Raw genomic sequence first — 16,743 nt, forward strand, 5'->3', positions numbered from 1 at the left:
TCTCCCCCCCTTGCCCCCCCCCTGTCTTGTGCCCCCCCCGGCCCGCGGCCCCCCCCCCCCGCGGGGGGCGGGCGCGCGCCCCCCCGGCGCCCCCGCCCCCCGCGCCGCGGCCTGCCGCCCGGGTCGGAGCGGCAGGCCGGGGAGCGGTGGATCAGGCGGTCATGCTGCGCACCACGAGATACCCGATGATCATGCCGAGCACCATGGTGATGCCTGACGTGACCGCGGCCCACTTGCCCAGCGACTCGCCGCGGACGTGGCCCACGATGCCGAGGACGATCCCGGCGATGCCGAACAGGATCGGGATGAACAGCAGCGACACCGCCGCGCAGACGAACCCGATGATCGACAGGACCGGGGCCCCCTGGCGCTGGGGCTGCGGGTACGGCGGCTGGTAGGGCGGCGGCGGAGGTGGCGGCTGCGACCATTGCGGCTGGCCGGACGCCGGGTCGTCGCCGTACTGCGGATTCTGTGGGGAGGACATGATCTCGGCTCCTCTCGGAACGCACGAAGCGGCGGCCCGTTGTTGACCTAGGTCACATCACACACCGAAGGTGAGCGTGCTGTCGAGCGGAACGACAGGAGCGGGTTAGCAGAGCTGGGGAGGCAGCGGGCGGGCGTGCACCACGTCCAGCCGGGAGACGGCCCGGGTGAGCGCCACGTACAGGCGGTTCAGTCCGCGCCGCTCGGCCTTCACGATGTCGGCGGGCTCGGCCACCACCACGTGGTCGAACTCCAGCCCCTTGGCCAGCGAGGCGCCCACCACGCGCAGCCGGTCGCCCACGTCGAGGCCGGCGTTCCACAGCGCGGACGTCAGCTGCTCGACCGCCGCGTCCGCGACGATCACGCCGATCGACCCCTCGAACGCCAGCGCCTCGCGTGCCGCGTCCACGACGCCGCGCTCCAGGCCGTCGACGCGGGTGAGGCGCAGCCTGCCGTCGGACCGGTAGGAGCGGGTGGCGGGTACGTCCACGTCCAGCGAGACCAGCAGCCGGTTGGCGAGGTCCACCACCGCCGCGGGCACGCGGAAGCCGGTCGTCAGCGCGATCACCTGCCCCTTCGGCTTGCCGAGCAGCTCCAGCCGCTCCGGCCAGGACCTGGCCGCCCACGGCGTGGTGCCCTGCGCCAGGTCGCCCAGGACGGTGATCGAGCCGTGCTCGCTGCGCCTGGCCACGGCCCGGCACTGCATCGGCGACAGGTCCTGGGCCTCGTCCACGATGACGTGGCCGTAGCCGCGCGGACGTTCCAGCATCCCGGCGAGCTCGTCGAGCAGCACCAGGTCCGCCTGCGTCCACCTGGCGCTCCGGTGCGTGCGCGGCGGCTTGGCCCAGGTGATGACCGCGCGTTCCGCGGCGGTCAGGACGCCGTCGTCGGCGGGCGCGCGCAGCACCTCGAACAGGACCTCCTCGGGGCGGACCGGCGGCCAGACGGCGTCCAGGAACGGGGTGACGGCCCTGCCGACTTTGCGGGTCCAGGCGGCGGTGGGCGTCGCGCCGCGCGCCTCCGCCTGGCGCCGCACGGCGTCGACGATCCTGGCGCGCACCCGCTCCCGTCCGATCGCGTACGGCGGCGCGTCGCGGCGGGTGTCGTCGACGATGCGGCGCACCTCGTCCTCGTGGACGCGCCAGCGGTAGGAGCCGTCGGGGACGGTGACCGGCTCGACCGGCTCGCGGATCCGGCCGTAGAGGGCGCCGCGCAGCACCTCGGCCATCCGGACGTCGTGCTTGACGGCCGCGGCGGCCTCGCTGTCGGTCGCGCTCACGCCGGTGGAGTCGCCGAGGAGCTGTTCGAGGGTGGTCTGCTCGACGTTCACCTCGCCGAGGGCGGGCAGGACGGCGGAGATGTAGCCGAGGAAGGTCCGGTTGGGGCCGAGTACCAGCACGCCGCCGCGTTCCAGCCGCTGCCTGTGCGCGTACAGCAGGTAGGCGGCCCGGTGCAGGCCGACGGCGGTCTTGCCGGTGCCGGGCGCGCCCTGGACGCAGATCGACTCCTCCAGCTCCGCGCGGACCAGGTCGTCCTGCTCGGGCTGGATGGTGGCGACGATGTCGCGCATCGGGCCGACGCGCGGGCGCTCGATCTCCGCGGCCAGGATCCGGCTCTCGCCCTCCTCGCCCTGGCCGAGCCGCTCGTCCTCGAAGCCGGTGAGCGCGTTGTCCTGCCAGCCGAAGCGGCGGCGCACCGCCACCCCCTGCGGGTCGCGGGCGCTTGCGCGGTAGAAGGCGCGGGAGACGGGCGCCCGCCAGTCGATCACGACGGGCGGGCCGCCGTGCTCGCCGCTGATGTGCCGCCTGCCGAGGTGGTAGGCGCGGCCGCGGTGGTCGGCCGCGTCGGGGCCGAAGTCGAGCCTGCCGAAGAACGGCGGCCCTTCCGGCTCCTCGCTCAGCTCCTTGGCCAGGCTCTTGAGGTGACGGCCGAGCCGTTCGGCGCTGTAGCGGTCGCCGGCGACGCTCTCGCCGACGATGACGTTGTGGCGGGCCGAGTCCAGCATCCTGCGCAGCCCCGCCTTGCACCGTTCGACGTACTGCCTCTCCTCGTCGAGCGCGGACATCGCACCTCCAGAAAGCGTTAACTCAGTTAAGACTTTAACCAGGTTAACACTTTCCGATCGATGGTCGCGTTGGCCGATTCCAGGCGCCGGAGATCGGTCGCGCCTGTCGGTTAACTGGATTAAAGTCTTAACCAAGTTAACGATTTGCTAGGCTGTCCTCATGACAGGACTGCGGCAGCTGCACCGCCAGCGGGTGCACGAGGCGATCTCCGAGGCGGCCATCGCGCTCTTCCTGGAGCGCGGCTTCGACGAGGTGCCGGTCGCCGAGGTCGCCGCCGCCGCCCAGGTGTCCAAGCCGACGCTGTTCAAGTACTTCCCGACCAAGGAGGACCTCGTCCTGCACCGCATCGCCGACCACCAGGGCGAGGCGGCCCGCGTGGTGCGAGGGCGGGCCCCCGGCGAGGACCCCGTGCGGGCGCTGCACCGCCACTTCCTCGACGGCCTGGCCCGCCGCGACCCGGTCACCGGGCTGAACGACCACCCCGACGTGGTGGCCTACCACCGCATGGTCTTCTCCACGCCAGGCCTGGTCGCCCGCCTGTTCCAGCACATGGCGCTGGACGAGCGCGCCCTCGCCGACGCGCTCGCCGAGACGGCCGACGACCTCACGGCCGACCTGCTGGCGGCGCGGATCCTGGCCGCGCAGCGGGTCCTGGCCCGGCGCAACTGGCAGGCGCTGTCGGACGGCCGCCCGCTGCTGGAGGTCGAGCCCGAAGCCGTCCGCGCCGCCGACCGGGCCTTCTCCATGCTCCCTTGAGGAGCCGCGCCGGTCGTCCGCGTCAACTGCGGCAATTGCCCCGAAATCGTCGGCGTCTTCGCCTACCCTGATCCGTGGAGTCGGAAGCCGCGCCGGTAGCCGGACGCCACCGGCTGTCCTGGGAGGTCCATCCGATGACATCCACTCCCGTAGAGCAGCTCGCCCAGGTTCTCGCCGACACCGAGCGGCTGGTCGCGGCCGTCCGGGACGAGCAGTGGGCGGATCCCACCCCGTGCCCCGACTGGGACGTCCGCCGCCTGGTCAACCACCTGGTCGCCGGCAACCGCGCGTTCGCCTTCATCCTGCGCGGCCAGGAGCTGTCCCGCGAGGACGTACGGCGCCTGCAGGCCGAGGACGCGCTCGGTGACAAGCCCGTCGCCGCCTACCGCGCCGCCGCCGACGCGCTGCTGGCCGCGCTCATCCAGCCGGGCGTGCTGGACCGGGAGGTCACGGTGCCCATCGGGCCGGCCCCCGGCATCGTGGCGCTGCACCTGCGCATGGTCGAGACGCTGGTCCACGGCTGGGACCTCGCGCGGGCGACGGGCCAGGCGCCCCGCTTCCCCGACGACATCGTCGAGCGCGAGCTGGAGTTCACCCGCGACCGGCTCGCCGGCATCCCCGCCGACCGGAGCCCCTTCGCGCCGCCCACCCCGGTGCCCGACGACGTTCCGGCGATCGACCGGCTCGCGGCCTGCCTCGGCCGCCCCGCCACGGCCACGGCCGACTGAAAGGCCGCGCGCAGCCAGGCGGTCTCAGACGGTCTCAGACGGCTGAGCCCCGCACGCAGGCAGGCGGTCCGGGGCGGCTGGACGCGCTCACCTGAGCGGGCGGGCCGCCGGCAGGCGGAGGCGGTCGACCGCGTCGCGGCGGGTCTTCTCCGGACGGCGGTCGTAGCGGGCCGTGGTGGCGGGGGAGGAGTGCCCGACCAGGGCCTGCGCGGTGGCCAGGTCGACTCCGGCGTCCAGCAGCTCGCCGATGAAGGTGCGCCGGAAGTCGTGCGCGGTGCGACGGGACGCGCCCGCCTCGGCCAGCCGCCGGGCCAGGATGTCGGCGATGCCCTGGCCCGTCAGCCCGACGGGGCGGCCGTGGCGCCGGCGCAGCCGTCCGGCCCTGCTGATCGGGCTGAACAGCGCGCCCGGCTCGGCGCCGCGGACCGCCAGCCACCGCTCCACCAGCCCGATCGAGTCGGTGGTCAGGTACACCAGGCGCTCCTTGTCGCGCTTGCCGCGCACCCGCAGCGACCTGGCCCCCGGGTCGTAGTCGGACAGCGACAGGCCGCCGATCTCGGCCCGCCGGCAGCCCGTGGAGTACAGGACGGCGATCAGCGCCGCGTCACGCACCCCGGCAGGCGAGTCGTCGCAGGCCGACAGGGCCGCCCCCACCACCTCCGGCGGGACGTGATGCCCGGTGGGCAGGCGGCTCTGGCGCACCGGCGCCAGGTCGGAGGCGCGGGCGTAGTCCTCGGCGCTGGTCTGGCCGAGCCGCCAGGACTCCTTCAGCACCCGGCGCAGCGCCACCAGGTGCTTGTTGACGTACGCCGCGGACCAGCCCTGGTCGGTGAGCATCGTCCGGATTCGCACCGTGTGCTCGTACCGCAGCAGGTGCCACGGCTGGCCGGCGCCGGTGGCCGCCTCGTCGCCGGTGAGCAGCCGGGCGAGCCTGTCGAGGCAGCCGCGCATGGTCCGGCGCGACTCGGGGCTGGTCAGCGAGTCGAGGTAGACGTGGTACGGGTCGCGCGCCGGTTCGACCGGCAGCGCGGCCGGCTCCGTCACGGCAGGCAGGCTCACCCGGACGATCTTACGATCCGCGCGGCGCGCGGTCAGCCCAGCCGGGCCACTCCCTCCAGCAGACGGTCCACGTCCGAGCGGTCGTTGTAGTGGACGAGCCCCGCCCGCACGGCGCTGCCCGAGTCACGGACGCCCAGCGCGGCCGTCAGCTCGGCGACGACCGCGCCTGCCCGCCGACCAGGCAGTTCGTAACGATTCGAGGGGGAGGTGCATGATGTGTAGATGCTCAGCCTGCGAGACCTCAACCGGGCCACACTGGCCCGCCAGCACCTCCTGCACCGGCACAAGGGCGACCCGGCCGACGTGGTCGGCCGTCTGGCCGGGTTGCAGGCGCAGGAGCCGCGCCCGCCGTACCTGGGCGTGTGGGCCCGGCTGGAGGGGTTCTCGCGCGACGACCTGCACGCGGCGCTGCACGCGCGCACGATGGTGCGCGCCACCCTGTACCGGGGCACCCTGCACATGGTGACGGCCGCGGACTTCGCCGCCTTCCGCCCGCTGATGCAGCCGATGCTGGCCGCCGCGGCGCGCCGCTTCGACGAGCTGGACTTCGAGGCCGTGGTGGCCGCCGCCGACCGGCTGCTGGCGGAGGGGCCGCACACGTTCAACGAGCTGCGCCCCCGGCTCCAGCGGGAGTTCCCCGACGCCTACGACCGGGCGCTCGGCTACGCGGTCCGCATGCTCACCCCCCTGGTCATGGTGCCGACCGAGGACCGCTGGAGCTTCCCCCGCGACTCCGCCTTCGCCCTGCCCGGCCTCGACCTCGACCCGCGTCCGAGCCTGGAGGGGCTCGTCGAGCGGTACCTGGCCGCGTTCGGCCCGGCCACTGCAGCCGACGTGCAGGCCTGGTCCGGGCTGAGCGGCCTCAAACCCGTCCTGGACGGCATGCGCGACCGCCTCGAGATCGTCGCCGACGAGGCGGGCAGGGAGCTGTTCGACCTGCCGGACGCCCCCAGGCCGGGCGGCGACGAGCCCGCCCCCGTCAGGTTCCTGCCCGACTTCGACACGCTCGTCCTCGGCCACGCCGACCGCCGCAGGATCCTGGCCGACGAGCACCGCGGCGCGGTCGTCACCAAGAACCTGCGCGTGCGGGCCACCTACCTGGTCGACGGCTTCGTGGCCGGAACGTGGCAGATCAAGCGCACCGCGAAGAAGGCCACCCTGCTCCTCACCCCCTTCACCCCCGTCGCGCTGGACGAACTGGAGGAGGAGGGCATGGCCCTGCTGGCCTTCGCCGAGCCCGACGCGCCGGCCCGCACCCTCGAAGTGGTGGGCCCTTGAAGTGGTGGGCACTTGAAGTGGTGAGCTGAGTCTGGTTTGTTCGGGGCGGAGGTGTGAGCAATGCCGCAGCTGACCGCCCTGGACGCGCAGTTCCTCCACTTCGAGACGGCGACCAACATCGCCAACATCGCCGGCCTGGCGATCTTGGAGGGGGATCTCAACCGCGCCGACCTGCAGGCCCTGCTGGAACAGCGGCTCCCGTACGTGCCCGCGCTGCGCCGCAAGCTCGCGCCGGTGCCGCTCGGCCTCGACCACCCGTACTGGGAGCAGGAGGACGACCTCGACCTCGACTACCACGTCCGCGAGATCGGCCTGCCGCCGCCCGGTGACGACCACCAGCTCGCCGAGCAGGTCTCCCGGCTGCACGCCCGCCGCCTCGACCGGTCGCACCCGTTGTGGGAGATCTACCTGATCCACGGCCTGTCCGGCGGGCGCATGGGCCTCTACACCAAGATCCACCACGCGGCCGTCGACGGGATCGGGGGCGCCGACGTGCTGGCCGCGCTGCTCGACATGGGCCCCACGCCCGCCCCGCCCCCGGCGGAGGAGCCGGAGCACGACGCGCCCCCGCCCGGCAGGGCGGAGATGCTGGCCCGCGGCCTGGCCAGGCTGGCGGGCAATCCGGCCCAGGCGCTGCGGTTCGCCGCCAGGGCCATGCCGCACCTGGACGAGATCCCCGTCGTGTCCTGGGTCCCCGGCAGCGGCGTCGTGGCCGGGCTGGCCCGCAGGGTCGCCGGGTCGGGGCGGGCGCCCGACCTGCCGGCGCTGCCCGCTCCGCGCACGCCGTTCAGCGGCCCGATCTCCGCGCACCGCCGTTTCGCGTTCGTCTCGCTGCCGCTGGACGAGGTCAAGCGGGTCCGCAAGGGCTTCGGCGTGACCGTCAACGACGTGGTCATGGCCGTGTGCGCGGGAGCGCTGCGACGCTGGCTCGCCGCGCACGGCGGTGTCCCGCAGCAGCCACTGGTCGCCGGGGTGCCGTTCTCGCTGCGCGCCGTGGGGGAGGACGGCCCCGGCAACCAGGTGGCCTTCATGACCGCGCCGCTCGCCGTCCACGTGGACGACCCCGTCGAGCGGCTGCACCAGGTGCGGGAGGCGATGCAGCGGATCAAGGACAGGTTCGCGCTGGCCCCGGCCCGGTGGCTGCGCGAGTTCAGCGAGTCCATGCCCGCCGCCCTCATGGGGCTGGCGTCCAGGTCGGCGTTCGGGCTGGTCGGGCAGACCGCGCCGCCCATCAACGTGGCCGTCTCCAACGTGCCGGGCCCGCAGTTCCCGCTGTACGTGTGCGGCGCGCGGCTGCTGACCCACTACCCGGTCTCGGTGATCACGGACGTCAGCGGCGGCGTGAACATCACCGCCTTCTCCTACGACGGCTCGCTCGACATCGGCGTGGTCACCGACAGGAAGATGGTGCCCGACGCGTGGGAGCTCGCCGGAGACCTGCGGGAGGCCCTCGACGACCTGCTGATCGCGGAAGAGAACCTGCCGCAATAGTTCGACAGAACTGTCGGTGGCATGTGGCACCTTGGGGACGGCGTACTGGTCATCCGGCCCTTCCATCCGCTCTCCGAGCAGGTGATGGCGGAGCCGGCCGACCGGGCCGCCGATCGGGGGCCGCGGGAGGCTACGCACCGCCCACCGTTGGGTAGCTTGGTCAGAGACGGCTTACCCGGTCCCGCCACGCCCGTGCCCCCAAGCCCAAGGTGCCGATGCTCAGACGCCCGAACTTTTCGCGAGTTCCCGGGTTGGCTCCTACCCGAGTGAGGAGAGTGCTCAGTTGTCGCACGTAGCAGAGGTTCTCGAACTGGACGACAGCGTCGCCGACGGTGGGGTGGCCCTCGGCGCCGACTCGGTGAAGACGTACCTGAAAGAGATCGGGCGGGTGCCGCTGCTCACCGCCGAGCAGGAGATCGAGCTGGCCAAGCGCATCGAGGCGGGCCTTTTCGCCAAGGCGCGCCTCGAGACCGAGGACGACCTGCCCGGCGAGCTGCGCGCCGACCTGGAGTGGATCGCCGACGACGGGGTGCGCGCCAAGGAGCGGATGCTGGAGGCCAACCTGCGGCTGGTGGTGTCGATCGCCAAGCGCTACACCGGCCGCGGCATGCTCTTCCTCGACCTGATCCAGGAAGGCAACCTGGGGCTGATCCGCACCATTGAGAAGTTCGACTACCGGCTCGGTTACAAGTTCTCCACCTACGCCACCTGGTGGATCAAGCAGGCCATCACCCGGGCCATGGCCGACCAGGCCCGCACGATCCGCATCCCCGTCCACATGGTCGAGATGATCAACAAGGTGGTGCGCACGCAGCGCCGCCTGCAGGGCGACCTCGGGCGCGAGCCGACGCCGGAGGAGATCGCCGCCGAGACCGAGCTGCCGGTCGACAAGGTCATCGAGGTGCAGGGCTACGGCCGCGAGCCGATCTCCCTGCACACCCCGCTGGGGGAGGAGGGCGACAGCGAGTTCGGCGACCTCATCGAGGACACCGAGGCCGTGTCCCCGGCCGACGCGGTCTCCTTCACGCTGCTCCAGCAGCAGCTGCGCGCCCTGCTCGACGACCTCACCGAGCGCGAGGCCGGCGTCATCACGATGCGGTACGGCCTGAGCGACGGCAAGCCGATGACCCTCGACGAGATCGGCCGCGTCTACGGGGTCACCCGTGAGCGCATCCGCCAGATCGAGGCCAAGACGATGTCCAAGCTCCGCCACCCGTCGAGGGCCCTGACCCTGCGCGACTACCTGAGCTGACCGCCCGCCCTGCCCGGCATCCCTGCCGGGCAGCTGTGCGCCCGGATATTTGACCGCTCGTTCCAGACTGCTCTAAGCTCCTGGGTGTGGCAAGGAGCAAGGAGTTCGACCCCGACGCGGCGCTCGACAAGGCGCTGGAGCTGTTCTGGGAGCGCGGCTACGAGGCGACGTCCATGGCCGACCTGGTGGCACATCTGGGCATCGGCCGGGCCAGCCTGTACGCGACCTTCGGCGGCAAGCACGAGCTGTACCTGCGCACCCTGCGGCGCTACCTCGACGGGCGCGGGCCCATCGAACTGCTCTCCCAGCCGGGGCCCGCGCTGCCGGCGGTGCGCGCCCTGGTCGAGAGCTACACCGAGGAGGCGCTCGCCGACCAGCGCGGATGCATGATCGTCAATGCGGCGGGCGAGCTGCTGCCGCGCGACCACACGGTGGCGCGGTTCGTCGAGAACAACTGGGCGGAGCTGGAGGGCGCGCTGACGTCGGCGCTGATCAGGGCGCGGGCGCTGGGCGAGCTCGACGGCGACCCCCGTCAGCTGGCCCGGTTCGTGCTCGTCTTCCTGCAGGGGCTGCGGCTGATGGCCAAGGGCTCCCCCGATCCCGCCAGGCTCCGCGACGCCACCCGCCAAGCCCTGAGGCTGCTCGTCTGAGCCGCCCTTTCTGTCGTCTCATGCTGATCTGTCGTCTAATACTGGAATGAGCGTTCTTGAAATGATGAGCAACAAGCCGGCGAGCTTCACCGGCAGGATCACCCTGGTAACAGGCGGCGGCTCCGGCATCGGGCGCGCCGTGGCGCTCGGCTTCGCCCGCGAAGGCGCGACCGTGATCGTGGCGGGCCGCGGTCACGGGCCGCTGGAGGAGACGGTCAAGCTGATCGAGGCCGAGGGCGGTCGCGCCGAGGCGATCACCGTGGACGTCACCGACACCGCCGACGTGGCGAGCCTCGTCCAGCGGATCGTCGACCGGCACGGCCGCCTGGACATCGCCGTCAACAACGCGGGGACGTTCACCTTCGGCGAGGTCGCGGACCTGCCCGAGAGCGAGTGGACCCGGGTGTTCGAGGTGAACACGACCGGCGTCTTCCTGGCCATGAAGCACCAGATCGCCGCCATGCGCCAGGCGGGCGGCGGTGTCATCGTCAACGTCAGCTCCAACATCGGCGCGCACAAGCGCATCCCCGGGCTGGGCGCGTACGCCGCGTCCAAGGCGGCGGTCACCGCGCTGAGCCGCACGGCCGCGCTCGAGTGCGTCGGCGACGGCATCCGCGTCAACACCGTCAGCCCCGGCCCGCACGACACGCCGATGTCCCTGCATCCCGGCGAGAGCGTGGCCGAGCGTGCCGTCCGGATGAAGGAGCAGAACCCGGCGGGGCGGGTCGGCAGCCTCGACGAGATCACCAGCGCCGTCCTCTGGCTCGCCTCCGACGGGGCCGGCTTCGCCGTCGGCCAGGACCTCGTCCTCGACGGCGGTGCCTCCGCCTGACCGGGCCCACGCCGGACAGGCCGAAATCGAGATGCCGGCCGTCCGGAATGCCTCTAAGGTGCACGCGTGAGAGATGTTCGGCTTCTGCCCAAGGCGCACCTGCACGTCCACCTGGAGAGCACCGTGCGGCCCGGCACTCAGCGCGAACTGGGTGGGCCACCGGAGCGGCAGGGGACGTTCGCCACCTTCCGCGAGTTCGCCGACCACCGCGCGCTCGTGCGCGGGCTGCTGCGCACCCGCGAGCACTTCAGGCGGGTGGCGCTGGAGTTCTGCGAGGACGAGGCGGCCCAGGGCACCCGGTACACGGAGGTCATGTTCACCGCCGCCTCGCACGGCGAGCGGGTCGGCGACATGGAGATGCCGCTCGAAGGGGTGCTGGAGGGGCTGGCCGAGGGGGCCGAACGGTACGGGATCGAGTGCCGGGTGCTGCTGGACCACTCGCGGCGGCGCCCCGTCGAACGGCTGTGGGAGACGTTCAAGCTCGCCGCCCGCCACGACGAGGTGATCGGGATCGGGCTGGCGGGCGACGAGAGCCACCCGCTGGCGCCGTTCGCCGAGGTGCTGGACACCGCCAGGGACACCGGGCTGCACCTGGTGCACCACGCCGGCGAGGCCGCCGGACCCGACAGCATCCGCGAGGCCATCACCGTCGGGCACACCGAACGGCTCGGGCACGGCATCCGCGTCCTGGACGACCCCGACCTGGTCGCCGAGGTGCGGGAGCGCGGCCTGCCGCTGGAGGTCTGCCCCACTTCGAACGTCCTGCTCAGCCTCGTCCCGTCGCTGGCGGAGCACCCGCTGCCGCTGCTGCGCGCGTCCGGGCTCGCCGTCACCCTCAACACCGACGGCGAGACGGCGCTCGCGGACGAGTACGCGCGGGTTCGCGAGGTGTTCGGCTACGACGACACGGTCCTGGCCGAACTGGCCACGGCCTCGATCGACGCCTCGTTCGCCCCGCCGGCCCTGAAGAGCGCCCTGCGCGCCGACGTGGCCCGGTGGCTCGCCCAGTGACGGGAGACCGGGTCAGCCGGTGAGGGCGGCGCAGCGGGTGGCACGCGGGGCCGGCCGGCGAACGGCTAGGCGTGCGCGCCCACGGTGACGGTGCCGATGGTGAGCCGTGGCCTGCCCTCCAGGATCGCCCCGACGCGCTCCACCTGCTCGTCCAGCTCGCGTAGCTGGGCGGGGGTGAGGTCGCGCAGCGGCTCGACGGTGACCTCGATCTTCGTGCCCGAGCGGCGCTGGTGCCAGACCCCGGCCACGACGCCGTCCACGAGCAGCACGGGATGGTTGCCCGCCTGGCCCCCCGCCAGCGCCCGCCGGGCGGCCGCGCCAGGGTAGAGCCGCTCGCGCGGCCGGCCCGCGACGACGTAGGCGTCGAAGTACGGCAGTAGCCGCACGCCCCTCGGGGGTTCCTGCGGAAACGCGGTGTCGCCCGCCACCACCCAGGCGGGCTCACCCTCGAACAGCACCTCCTCCAGGCAGGCCGCCTCGAAGAGCTCCCTGGCGAACCTGACGGGCGTGCCCAGCCACTGGGCGAACTGCTCGGGCGTCGCGGGCCCGTACGCCGTCAGGTACCGCCGGACGAGCTCGTCCCGGCTTCCCACCGGTGGGAGGCCGGGCGGCGGGCTCGTGTAGGTGACCTTGCGGCCCCGGTTCCTGCCGAACACGAACGCGCCCCGGTGCGCCGCCGTGGCGTGCGCCGTCCGCCAGCGCGGCCACATGCCCTGGAACGCGGGCAGGACCAGGTCTCCCGCCCACGGCCCGGTGGCGGCGACGACGGCCTCGCTCAGCTCGTCGATCGTCAGCTCCACTCCGTCCACCACCTTGCGGATCGCCTCGACCACCTCGTCCGTCTGGTCGGGCGTCAGCCGGACGGACGGGGAGGAGGCCGCGGGCGTGGCCTGCACGGACGACAGCACGTCCACCCACATCGGCAGGTCGCGGGTGGGCAGCAGGTGCACGGTGCCGCGCGGCCCGTGCGTCTTGATCAGCGTGCGCTCGTTCCACAGCGCCTCGCGCACGTGCGTCCTGGTGGCGCCGCCGAGGCGGAGCCCGACCGACAGCTCGGCCGCCGACAGCACCTGTGCGTGCGCGCCGCACATGGCCGCCACGATGCCGGCGGGACTGCTCTGCTCGGAGGGGACGTCGAGAGCCTGCCGCTCCAGCCGCCTCGCACTGACTTGGGACCACGTCACTTCGACCATGTCGGCACTCTAGGGGGTATCGCGGAAAGGTTGCTTCCGCGATGGCGCCGCCTCGCTGACTGGAGCCTCCGGCCGCGTCGCCCCGTCCCCGCTGAGCTGCGTCGGTGCTCTGAGCGGCGGGTGACAATAGGGAGTCTTGGCACGTCGGGAGGCCGCCACCGGCTCCGACTCGAACAGGATGACGAGGAGCCATCGTGAAGTACATGTTGCTGATCTACAGCAACCCCGCCTCCAAGCAGGTCGTCGCCGACACCGTGGACGAGGTGATGAGCGAGGTCGACGCGCTGATGAAGGAGCTGTCGGAGTCCGGAGAGCTGGTCGGCGGCCAGGCGCTGGCCGAGCCCGCCGATTCCAGGACGGTCCGGGTGCGCGACGGCGTTCCCGCCGTCACCGACGGCCCGTTCCTGGAGGCCAAGGAGTACCTGGCCGGGTACCTGATCGTCGAGTGCGACAGCCTCGAGCGGGCCACCGACATCGCCGCACGCTGGCCCGACGCGAGGCTGTGCGCGATGGAGGTGCGGCCGATCATCGACGAGGTCGCGGAGTGACCGCCGTCGAGGAGCTGCTGCGCGAGCTGACGCCGCAGGTCCTCGGCGTGCTCGTGCGCCGCTACGGCCAGTTCGACGCCTGCGAGGACGCCGTGCAGGAGGCCCTGCTCGACGCGGCGGTGCAGTGGCCGAAGCAGGGCCTGCCCGACAACCCGCGCGCCTGGCTGATCACGGTCGCCGGGCGGCGGATGACCGACCAGGTGCGCAGCGAGCAGGCCCGGCGCCGCAGAGAGGAGACGGTCGCGGCCCAGGAGCCCGCCGACGCGTTCGTCTCGCCCGCGCCGGGCGACGAGCGGCTGCCCGACCAGGACGACACGCTGACCCTGCTCTTCCTGTGCTGCCACCCGTCGCTGTCGCAGGCCTCGCAGCTCGCGCTGACGCTGCGGGCCGTCGGCGGGCTGACGACGGCGCAGATCGCCAGCGCCTTCCTGGTGCCGGAGGCGACCATGGCGCAGCGCATCAGCCGGGCCAAGCAGCGCATCAAGGCGACCGGCGTGCCGTTCCGGCTGCCGCCGGAGCCGGAACGGGCCGACCGGCTGCGCGTGGTGCTGCATGTGCTCTATCTGATCTTCAACGAGGGTTACACCGCCACTTCGGGCCCCGACCTGCACAGGGCCGAGCTGACCCAGGAGGCGATCAGGCTGACCCGGGCGGTGCGGCCGCTGCTGCCGGACGACGGGGAGGTCGCGGGCCTGCTGGCGCTCATGCTGCTCACGGAGGCACGCCGCCCGGCGCGCACCGACGGGGAGGGGCGGCTGATCCCGCTCGACGAGCAGGATCGCGGGCTGTGGGACGGTCAGGCCATCGCGGAGGGGGTCGCGCTGGTGACGGAGTCGCTGTCGCGCACCGTGCTCGGCCCGTACCAGCTGCAGGCGGCGATCGCGGCCGTGCACGATGAGGCGCCGACGGCGGCCGACACCGACTGGCCGCAGATCCTGGCGCTCTACGTGGTGCTGGCGGGGCTCGACGACAATCCGGTCGTCAGGCTGAACCAGGCGGTGGCCTCGGCCATGGTGCACGGGCCGCAGGCCGGGCTCGACCTGCTCGACGAGCTCGCCACCGACGAGCGGATCTCCGGGCATCACCGGCTGGCGTCGGTGCGCGCGCACCTGCTGGAGAGGGCCGGTGATCTGGACGCCGCCGCGGCGGGCTACCGTGAGGCGGCACGCCGCACCACGAGCCTGCCGGAAAAGCGTTACCTGGAGACCCGAGCGGCCAGACTTTCTTGACAGGTATTTTTTTCGGTGAGATCGTTGCGGCATGCATGATGTGGCGGTGATTGAGGACCCCGCGGCAGCGGAGGCGTCGCTCGACCCGATGCGGTCGAGGCTGCTGGCCGAGCTGGTGCAGCCGGGCTCGGCCACCACGCTGGCCGCCAAGGTCGGCCTGGCCAGGCAGAAGGTGAACTACCACCTGCGCACGCTGGAGAAGTACGGCCTGGTGGAGCTGGTCGAGGAGCGCAAGAAGGGCAACGTCACCGAGCGGGTGATGCAGGCCACGGCCGCGTCCTTCGTGATCTCCCCGGTCGCGCTCGACGCCGTCGCGCCCGACCCCGGCCGGTCGCCCGACCGGCTGTCGGCGGGCTGGCTGCTCGCGCTCGCCGCCCAGCTCGTACGCGACGTCGGGGCGCTGATCACGGGGGCGGCCAAGGCCCGCAAGCGGGTGGCGACGTTCGCCATCGCCGGCGAGGTACGCTTCGCCTCGGTCGCCGACCGTGCGGCGTTCGCCGAGGAGCTGGCCGACGCCGTCACCAGGCTGGTCAGCAAGTACCACGACGAGGACGCCGAGGGCGGGCGCGATCACCGGGTGATCGTCGCCGTGCACCCGGCGGTGAAGAAGGAGCGCTGAGCGTGGGCCACGAGTTCGAGCTTCCGCAGGAGGCCACCGTCGAGGCGACCCCCGAGGAGGTGTGGGAGGCCATCTCCACCGGGCCGGGCATCGACTCGTGGTTCATGGGCCGCAACGAGGTGGCCGACGGCGTCGTCCGCACGGTCTTCGGGGGGTTCGCCCTTCCGGAGTCCACGGTCACCGCGTCCGAACCCGGGTCGCGCTTCGCGCACACCAGCGGCAGGGCCGATGACGGCCGGTTTGTCGCCTACGAGTTCCTCGTCGAGGGCCGCCGCCGGGGCAGCACCGTGGTGCGCATGGTGACCAGCGGCTTCCTGCCGGGCGACGACTGGGAGACCGAGTACGAGGCCATGTCCAACGGTCTGGCGATGTTCTTCGCCACGCTGGTGGAGTACCTGACGCACTTCGCCGGGCGGGTCGCGACCCCCGTCACCGAGTTCTCGCCCAAGATCGAGGACTGGCCGGACGCCTGGCGCCGGCTCCGCGGCGAGCTTGGGCAGCCGTCCGAGGGCGACCGGGTGCGCTTCGCCCCCGCCGGGCTGGCGCCCATCGAGGGTGTGGTGTACTTCGCCAACGCCCAGGCGCTCGGCGTCCGCACACCGGACGCGCTCTACCGGTTCCTGCAGGGGCACGACGGCTCGATGGTCGCCGCACACCACCTCTTCTCCGGTGGCGGTGACCAGGGCCGGGCCTGGCGCGCCTGGCTGGATCAGCTCTTCGGCTGACCCCATTCCCCACATTACGGGTGACCGCAATCGGGGGCGTCGGCCCCATGGACCATGATCGTCGCGTTGGCGGCGATCTCGGACAGCGCGCCCCAGTGGTCGTTGTGGCCGTGGGGCACGATCACCTGGCGCAGATCGCCGAGCGTGAGGCCGAGTGCCTCGATGGCGCCTCTGATGTCGTCGCCGGAGCCGGAGACGCCGGTGTCGACCAACGTTAGGGCGTCGCGCTCGCGCCACAGGTAGGCGTTGCCGGTGCCGAAGCGCAGCTGGTGGAGGGTCGGCAGTAGCTCGACGAGGTCCATGAGCGGCAAGCCGTGCCCGCTGGCAGGGCTTTCGCCACGGGCCGATCAGGACCTCTCCCTCCGAGACTCCCTAACCCTCCTTATCGCTCCCTGGATAGGGTAGTTTGGAGGGCGTTATGCGACAGTACACCGTCGAGCAGGTGGCGAGCCTCCTCGGGCTCCACGTCAAGACCGTGCGCAACTACGTGCGCGACGGCCGGTTGAAGGCCGTCAAGATCGGCAAGCAGTACCGGATCGCCCCCCGCGATCTGGAGGCGTTCACCGGGCAGCCCACGCCCGCGCCCGTCAACGCCCCCCATGCCGAGGCGTCCAGCATCGTGAGCATCGACGGGATCGCCCGGCAGGAGATGGACCGGCTGAGCACCATGCTCCTGGCCTCCCTCGGCCGCGGCCCGCACGGGGTGCGGGTGGAACTGGTCTACGACGAGGAACGCGCCAACCTGAAGATCATCGTGCTGGGCGGGCTGGAGACGTCCGCCCAGATCCTCCGCCTCGTCGACGCGCTGGTCAGGGAGTAGCAG

General features: G+C 72.6%; 18 protein-coding genes and 1 pseudogene. 13 read left to right on the top strand and 6 right to left on the bottom strand.

The features are described from left to right. Window positions 1–151: 151 nt before the first annotated feature. Both ABZ297_RS26575 and ABZ297_RS26580 read right to left on the bottom strand, forming a co-directional pair. Window positions 152–484: a hypothetical protein gene (locus ABZ297_RS26575; protein WP_355351143.1), complete on the bottom strand. Its 333-nt coding sequence runs from the start codon at window positions 482–484 to the stop codon at window positions 152–154. Window positions 485–589: 105 nt separating this feature from the next. Beyond that, the gene (locus tag ABZ297_RS26580; protein WP_355351145.1) at window positions 590–2,548 is read right to left on the bottom strand and encodes an AAA family ATPase; all 1,959 of its coding nucleotides are present in this window, start codon (window positions 2,546–2,548) and stop codon (window positions 590–592) included. A gap of 160 nt (window positions 2,549–2,708) precedes the next feature. Here ABZ297_RS26580 and ABZ297_RS26585 point away from each other — a divergent pair, with 160 nt between their 5' ends. Continuing rightward, the gene (locus ABZ297_RS26585; RefSeq protein WP_355351147.1) at window positions 2,709–3,305 is read left to right on the top strand and encodes a TetR family transcriptional regulator; all 597 of its coding nucleotides are present in this window, start codon (window positions 2,709–2,711) and stop codon (window positions 3,303–3,305) included. A 134-nt stretch (window positions 3,306–3,439) separates the two neighbouring features. After that, window positions 3,440–4,033 carry a TIGR03086 family metal-binding protein gene (locus ABZ297_RS26590; protein ID WP_355351149.1) on the top strand — a complete coding sequence of 198 codons (594 nt, stop codon included), beginning with the start codon at window positions 3,440–3,442 and terminating at the stop codon, window positions 4,031–4,033. An 87-nt stretch (window positions 4,034–4,120) separates the two neighbouring features. On the opposite strand, the gene ABZ297_RS26595 is transcribed toward ABZ297_RS26590, so the two are convergent. Beyond that, the gene (locus tag ABZ297_RS26595; RefSeq protein WP_355351151.1) at window positions 4,121–5,092 is read right to left on the bottom strand and encodes a tyrosine-type recombinase/integrase; all 972 of its coding nucleotides are present in this window, start codon (window positions 5,090–5,092) and stop codon (window positions 4,121–4,123) included. 32 nt (window positions 5,093–5,124) lie between these two features. Then, entirely contained in the window at window positions 5,125–5,337 is a 213-nt protein-coding gene (locus ABZ297_RS26600) for a hypothetical protein (RefSeq protein WP_355351153.1), read from the bottom strand. On the opposite strand from ABZ297_RS26600, the gene ABZ297_RS26605 reads away from it, so the two are divergent. The 6 genes and pseudogenes from ABZ297_RS26605 to add all read left to right on the top strand — a co-directional run bounded on the left by ABZ297_RS26605 (window position 5,315) and on the right by add (window position 11,606). Then, on the top strand, window positions 5,315–6,370 hold the full coding sequence (locus tag ABZ297_RS26605; RefSeq protein ID WP_355351155.1) for a winged helix DNA-binding domain-containing protein: 1,056 nt from the start codon (window positions 5,315–5,317) through the stop codon (window positions 6,368–6,370). The genes ABZ297_RS26600 and ABZ297_RS26605 overlap by 23 nt on opposite strands. 60 nt (window positions 6,371–6,430) lie before the next feature. Next, complete coding sequence (locus tag ABZ297_RS26610) at window positions 6,431–7,861, top strand: wax ester/triacylglycerol synthase family O-acyltransferase (protein ID WP_355351157.1); 1,431 nt, start codon at window positions 6,431–6,433, stop codon at window positions 7,859–7,861. A 313-nt stretch (window positions 7,862–8,174) separates the two neighbouring features. Continuing rightward, a pseudogene (locus ABZ297_RS26615) lies at window positions 8,175–9,113 on the top strand (RNA polymerase sigma factor); the annotation flags it as partial. A gap of 86 nt (window positions 9,114–9,199) precedes the next feature. Then, on the top strand, window positions 9,200–9,763 hold the full coding sequence (locus tag ABZ297_RS26620) for a helix-turn-helix domain-containing protein (RefSeq protein WP_355351159.1): 564 nt from the start codon (window positions 9,200–9,202) through the stop codon (window positions 9,761–9,763). 46 nt (window positions 9,764–9,809) lie between these two features. Beyond that, on the top strand, window positions 9,810–10,595 hold the full coding sequence (locus ABZ297_RS26625; RefSeq protein ID WP_355351161.1) for an SDR family oxidoreductase: 786 nt from the start codon (window positions 9,810–9,812) through the stop codon (window positions 10,593–10,595). A 66-nt stretch (window positions 10,596–10,661) separates the two neighbouring features. Beyond that, on the top strand, window positions 10,662–11,606 hold the full coding sequence (gene add / locus ABZ297_RS26630; RefSeq protein WP_355351163.1) for an adenosine deaminase: 945 nt from the start codon (window positions 10,662–10,664) through the stop codon (window positions 11,604–11,606). 65 nt (window positions 11,607–11,671) lie between these two features. On the opposite strand, the gene ABZ297_RS26635 is transcribed toward add, so the two are convergent. Further along, a complete protein-coding gene (locus ABZ297_RS26635; protein WP_355351165.1) occupies window positions 11,672–12,799 on the bottom strand; it encodes a winged helix DNA-binding domain-containing protein in 1,128 nt (375 codons plus the stop codon). A gap of 203 nt (window positions 12,800–13,002) precedes the next feature. On the opposite strand from ABZ297_RS26635, the gene ABZ297_RS26640 reads away from it, so the two are divergent. The 4 genes from ABZ297_RS26640 to ABZ297_RS26655 are packed head-to-tail and all read left to right on the top strand — an operon-like array spanning window position 13,003 to window position 15,920. Further along, window positions 13,003–13,347, top strand: a complete 345-nt coding sequence (locus tag ABZ297_RS26640; protein ID WP_355351236.1) for a YciI family protein — start codon at window positions 13,003–13,005, stop codon at window positions 13,345–13,347. Next, on the top strand, window positions 13,344–14,576 hold the full coding sequence (locus ABZ297_RS26645; RefSeq protein ID WP_355351167.1) for a sigma-70 family RNA polymerase sigma factor: 1,233 nt from the start codon (window positions 13,344–13,346) through the stop codon (window positions 14,574–14,576). Before ABZ297_RS26640 ends, ABZ297_RS26645 begins: the two co-directional genes overlap by 4 nt. Before the next feature lie 46 nt (window positions 14,577–14,622). Then, a complete protein-coding gene (locus ABZ297_RS26650; protein ID WP_355351169.1) occupies window positions 14,623–15,195 on the top strand; it encodes a helix-turn-helix domain-containing protein in 573 nt (190 codons plus the stop codon). A 2-nt stretch (window positions 15,196–15,197) separates the two neighbouring features. Further along, complete coding sequence (locus ABZ297_RS26655; protein ID WP_355351171.1) at window positions 15,198–15,920, top strand: SRPBCC domain-containing protein; 723 nt, start codon at window positions 15,198–15,200, stop codon at window positions 15,918–15,920. 14 nt (window positions 15,921–15,934) lie between these two features. Here ABZ297_RS26655 and ABZ297_RS26660 read toward each other — a convergent pair whose 3' ends face one another. Then, the gene (locus tag ABZ297_RS26660) at window positions 15,935–16,222 is read right to left on the bottom strand and encodes an MBL fold metallo-hydrolase (protein WP_355351173.1); all 288 of its coding nucleotides are present in this window, start codon (window positions 16,220–16,222) and stop codon (window positions 15,935–15,937) included. Between the two features lie 116 nt (window positions 16,223–16,338). On the opposite strand from ABZ297_RS26660, the gene ABZ297_RS26665 reads away from it, so the two are divergent. Then, window positions 16,339–16,740, top strand: coding sequence for a helix-turn-helix domain-containing protein (locus tag ABZ297_RS26665; RefSeq protein ID WP_355351175.1), 402 nt, complete (start codon window positions 16,339–16,341; stop codon window positions 16,738–16,740). Window positions 16,741–16,743 lie beyond the last annotated feature (3 nt).

The organism is Nonomuraea sp. NPDC005983 (genome assembly GCF_040614375.1).
In the GTDB taxonomy this organism is placed as follows: domain Bacteria; phylum Actinomycetota; class Actinomycetes; order Streptosporangiales; family Streptosporangiaceae; genus Nonomuraea.

Coding starts and splice junctions, on each gene's coding strand:
- ABZ297_RS26580 (WP_355351145.1), bottom strand. CDS start 2,548: ATGTCCGCGCTCGACGAGGAGAGGCAGTACGTCGAACGGTGCAAGGCG.
- ABZ297_RS26635 (WP_355351165.1), bottom strand. CDS start 12,799: ATGGTCGAAGTGACGTGGTCCCAAGTCAGTGCGAGGCGGCTGGAGCGG.
- ABZ297_RS26575 (WP_355351143.1), bottom strand. CDS start 484: ATGTCCTCCCCACAGAATCCGCAGTACGGCGACGACCCGGCGTCCGGC.
- ABZ297_RS26585 (WP_355351147.1), top strand. CDS start 2,709: ATGACAGGACTGCGGCAGCTGCACCGCCAGCGGGTGCACGAGGCGATC.
- ABZ297_RS26660 (WP_355351173.1), bottom strand. CDS start 16,222: ATGGACCTCGTCGAGCTACTGCCGACCCTCCACCAGCTGCGCTTCGGC.
- ABZ297_RS26625 (WP_355351161.1), top strand. CDS start 9,810: ATGAGCGTTCTTGAAATGATGAGCAACAAGCCGGCGAGCTTCACCGGC.
- ABZ297_RS26640 (WP_355351236.1), top strand. CDS start 13,003: ATGTTGCTGATCTACAGCAACCCCGCCTCCAAGCAGGTCGTCGCCGAC.
- ABZ297_RS26605 (WP_355351155.1), top strand. CDS start 5,315: ATGCTCAGCCTGCGAGACCTCAACCGGGCCACACTGGCCCGCCAGCAC.
- ABZ297_RS26590 (WP_355351149.1), top strand. CDS start 3,440: ATGACATCCACTCCCGTAGAGCAGCTCGCCCAGGTTCTCGCCGACACC.
- ABZ297_RS26610 (WP_355351157.1), top strand. CDS start 6,431: ATGCCGCAGCTGACCGCCCTGGACGCGCAGTTCCTCCACTTCGAGACG.
- ABZ297_RS26665 (WP_355351175.1), top strand. CDS start 16,339: ATGCGACAGTACACCGTCGAGCAGGTGGCGAGCCTCCTCGGGCTCCAC.